The following is a 2,668-nucleotide window of genomic DNA, read 5'->3' as shown; positions in this document are numbered from 1 at the left end:
GTCAAATCTCAATCCAGATGGATTTATATATTCTTATGATTTTGACGGCTATATCGAAAAAGTAGGAACTGACAGCAGAACACCTACTTTCTATAATGCGCTGGCAAATGGTGAAATAAATTATAATTTCCCGTATTTCATTTCGGATTACAGCATGGTAACTCCTATGGAAGACAGGGCCACACTTATAGCACAGCTGTTTTTGTGGGAATACGATGTTATAGATGGTAGAATGTTCCATACAGATGAAGCAGAGTTGAAAAAATACCCACATTTAAAGGCAAAGCTTGAATTCCTTGAAGATTATTCAAAGCGTCTATTCGGATACGTTTACTGGCACGAGGTGCTTGAAAACATGAGTAAAGCAAACTAACAGACGATCTAAAATTCAAGAAAATTGAGCCTCTGAAAAAAAGTCTGTAAAAAATCAGCTAACTGTGATAAAATAGAATTAATATCACAGGAGGCTGATTTTTTATGGCAAGAAGAAAAAGAGAACCAATGAGCGAGGGCAAGAAGAACATCATAGGAATGCTGCTTGAGGAATACGACATCAAGTCGGCAAAGGATATCGAAGATGCCCTCAAAGACCTTCTCGGAGGAACTATACAGGAAATGCTAGAGTCCGAAATGGACGAGCATCTGGGATATCAGGAGTATGAGCGTTCCGACAATCCTGACTATCGTAATGGTAAGAAAACCAAGAAGATTCGCGGAAACTTCGGTGAAACTGAAATTGAAGTACCGCAGGATCGTGACGGCACCTTTGAGCCAAAGGTCGTAAAGAAGCGTCAGAAGGATATCTCAGGCATTGAGCAGAAGATAATCTCACTGTACGCTAAGGGCATGACAACTCGCCAGATAAGTGAAACTATCGAGGATATCTACGGTTTTGAGGTAAGCGACGGTATGGTGTCTGATATCACAGACCGCCTTCTTCCGCAGATAGAGGAATGGCAGAAGAGACCGCTTGACGAAGTATACCCGATAGTATTCATCGACGCAGTACACTTCTCAGTGCGCGATAACGGGCAGATAAGGAAGCTTGCCGCGTATGTAATTCTTGCTGTCAGCATGACAGGACATAAGGAAGTCCTTTCAATACATATCGGCGAAAATGAGAGTGCCAAGTACTGGCTCGGTGTCCTTAACGAGCTGAAAAATCGCGGCGTTAAGGATATTCTTGTCATCTGCGCAGACGGACTGACAGGTATGAAGGAAGCTGTATCAGCTGCATTCCCGCAGACCGAACTTCAGCGCTGCATTGTTCATCAGGTAAGAAACACGCTGAAATATGTCGGTGAGAAGAACAAGAAGGAGTTTGCCAACGACCTGAAAACAATCTACCATGCGCCATCCGAGGATGCTGCTCTTGAAGCACTCGACCGTGTTAGCGAAAAATGGGAGGACGATTATCCCAACGCTATGAAGAGCTGGTACAAGAACTGGGACGTAATATCGCCGATTTTCAAGTTTTCATCCAACGTTAGAAAGATCATTTATACCACCAATGCTATTGAGAGCCTTAACAGCGGCTATCGCCGTCTGAACAAACAGAGAAGCGTATTTCCGAGCGACACAGCGCTCCTGAAGGCTCTGTATCTGGCAACGCATGAGATAGCTAAGAAATGGACTATGCCGCTGAGGAACTGGGGCAAAGTACTAGGCGAGTTGGAGATCATGTACCCTGACAGGCTCGGTTGAGCCGCTGGATATCAGCCTGATTCCATTCCGCTACGCTCCATTCCATCAGGCTGATATCCAAAGAACCTTGACAAATTGCAGTATCCATTGTATACTGTAAAAAATCGAAGCGGCTAATTTTTAAAGCCGCTTCTATATATCGTTTTTATCACAGTTTTTTGAATTTACAGTAATTTTTTCGCAGAGCCCGTCGATTTGATCATATATTTATCAACATTAATTCAGAGATCGCTATATTTGGCAGTCTCTGTTTTCTTGTTAAAAGCTCGGCTCTCAATTCGATCATTTTCCCTCATTTAATTTGCCTGTCACTTTCTATGCTGCTTTTTCTCCCTCATTTAATTTGAACTTTTCTACTTTAAATAATTTGGCTGATAACAGGTATTCTCCATCTGTGAAATAATTCTGTCGTACATTGTAGATTGCTTCATTTGCAAGATTTTTCGCTGTATGACACAATTCCCTCAAAATACTGTACTCTTCCTTTGACAGATGCTTTACCTTTTGCTTTACCGTTAGATACATATGGTTTTTCTCCTTCCTTTTAGATTTAGGATATTTCCTGTGTATCTATTATAGCATGTGTTTTACTGATTATCTATAGTTTTGTTTTAAAAATCCGGCATTCATCCCCCTCTTTCGCTTCGCTTAGAGGCGGGGGTATTCTGCCGTGATATAGATAAATTATGGGGCCTCTCTCGAGGCCCCATATTCGTTATTGAAACTTAGTTTTTACAATCCCTGTTTTTTCTATTAATTTATTCAGTTCTCAGTGCAACAACAGGGTCTTTTCGTGCTGCAACTCCAGCAGGGATAAGTCCTGCTATAAGCGTAAGCACCATACTTATTACTACAAGTATCACAGCTCCTACAAACGGAACGTGTGCACGTAAATTATCCAGCGAAGTTACACTGTGTATTATTGCATTTATTGGTATAGTAAGAAGTACTGATACACCAATAC

The 2,668-nt window shown here is 41.5% G+C and carries 4 protein-coding genes; 2 read left to right on the top strand and 2 right to left on the bottom strand.

The features are described from left to right. Both J6U00_RS02780 and J6U00_RS02775 read left to right on the top strand, forming a co-directional pair. The coding region (locus tag J6U00_RS02780) for a hypothetical protein (protein ID WP_296578538.1) at positions 1–373 on the top strand (373 nt) is incomplete at its 5' end. Between the two features lie 104 nt (positions 374–477). Next, positions 478–1,704, top strand: a complete 1,227-nt coding sequence (locus J6U00_RS02775) for an IS256 family transposase (protein WP_296578536.1) — start codon at positions 478–480, stop codon at positions 1,702–1,704. A 315-nt stretch (positions 1,705–2,019) separates the two neighbouring features. On the opposite strand, the gene J6U00_RS02770 is transcribed toward J6U00_RS02775, so the two are convergent. Together J6U00_RS02770 and J6U00_RS02765 are read right to left on the bottom strand one after the other, a co-directional pair. Beyond that, complete coding sequence (locus tag J6U00_RS02770; protein WP_296578534.1) at positions 2,020–2,229, bottom strand: hypothetical protein; 210 nt, start codon at positions 2,227–2,229, stop codon at positions 2,020–2,022. Between the two features lie 233 nt (positions 2,230–2,462). After that, positions 2,463–2,668 (bottom strand): hypothetical protein (locus J6U00_RS02765; protein ID WP_296578531.1); only part of this gene is annotated, 206 nt, incomplete at its 5' end.

The organism is Ruminococcus sp., assembly GCF_017650195.1.
GTDB lineage: Bacteria > Bacillota > Clostridia > Oscillospirales > Ruminococcaceae > Ruminococcus.
This window is presented reverse-complemented; position numbering and strand designations above follow the sequence as displayed.